Here is a 563-nt window from a genome sequence, read left to right on the forward strand (position 1 = left end):
AGGCGAATATGATCTTTCAGATTTCATGTTTATTACAACGGCTAATACTCTGAATATTCCAGGACCGTTAATGGATCGGATGGAAATTATTCGTATTGCAGGTTATACTGAATGTGAAAAAATGGAGATTGTTAAGCAGCATCTTTTACCAAAAGCACTGAAGGATCATTGTTTAACTAGAAAAGAGTTTAGTGTTTCTGATGGCGCTATAAGATCAATGATACAATTTTATACACGTGAGGCAGGTGTTCGTAACCTTGAGCGTGAATTAATGAAGGTAGCACGTAAATCAGTTACCAAAATTCTTAAAACGCAGCAAAAATCTGTAAAAGTTACGGAAAATAATATTAATGACTTCTTGGGTGTTAAACGTTATCGCTATAACCAGATTGAAGGTGAAAATCAAATTGGTATTGTGACTGGCCTTGCTTGGACTGAAGTTGGGGGAGAGTTATTGACCATTGAAGGTGTTATGATGTCCGGTAAAGGCAAGATGACTGTAACTGGAAATTTACGTGATATCATGAAAGAGTCAATTTCAGCGGCAGCATCTTATGTGCGTT

1 protein-coding gene is annotated in these 563 nt (G+C 36.8%); it reads left to right on the forward strand.

Annotated features, from left to right (window positions below; translation table 11 throughout):
* Positions 1-563, forward strand: a 563-nt coding sequence (locus tag ACFIO5_RS13280) for a S16 family serine protease (RefSeq protein WP_375705666.1), incomplete at both ends; no start/stop codon positions are given.

The sequence above is a fragment of the Bartonella sp. AA86SXKL genome (assembly GCF_042196885.1).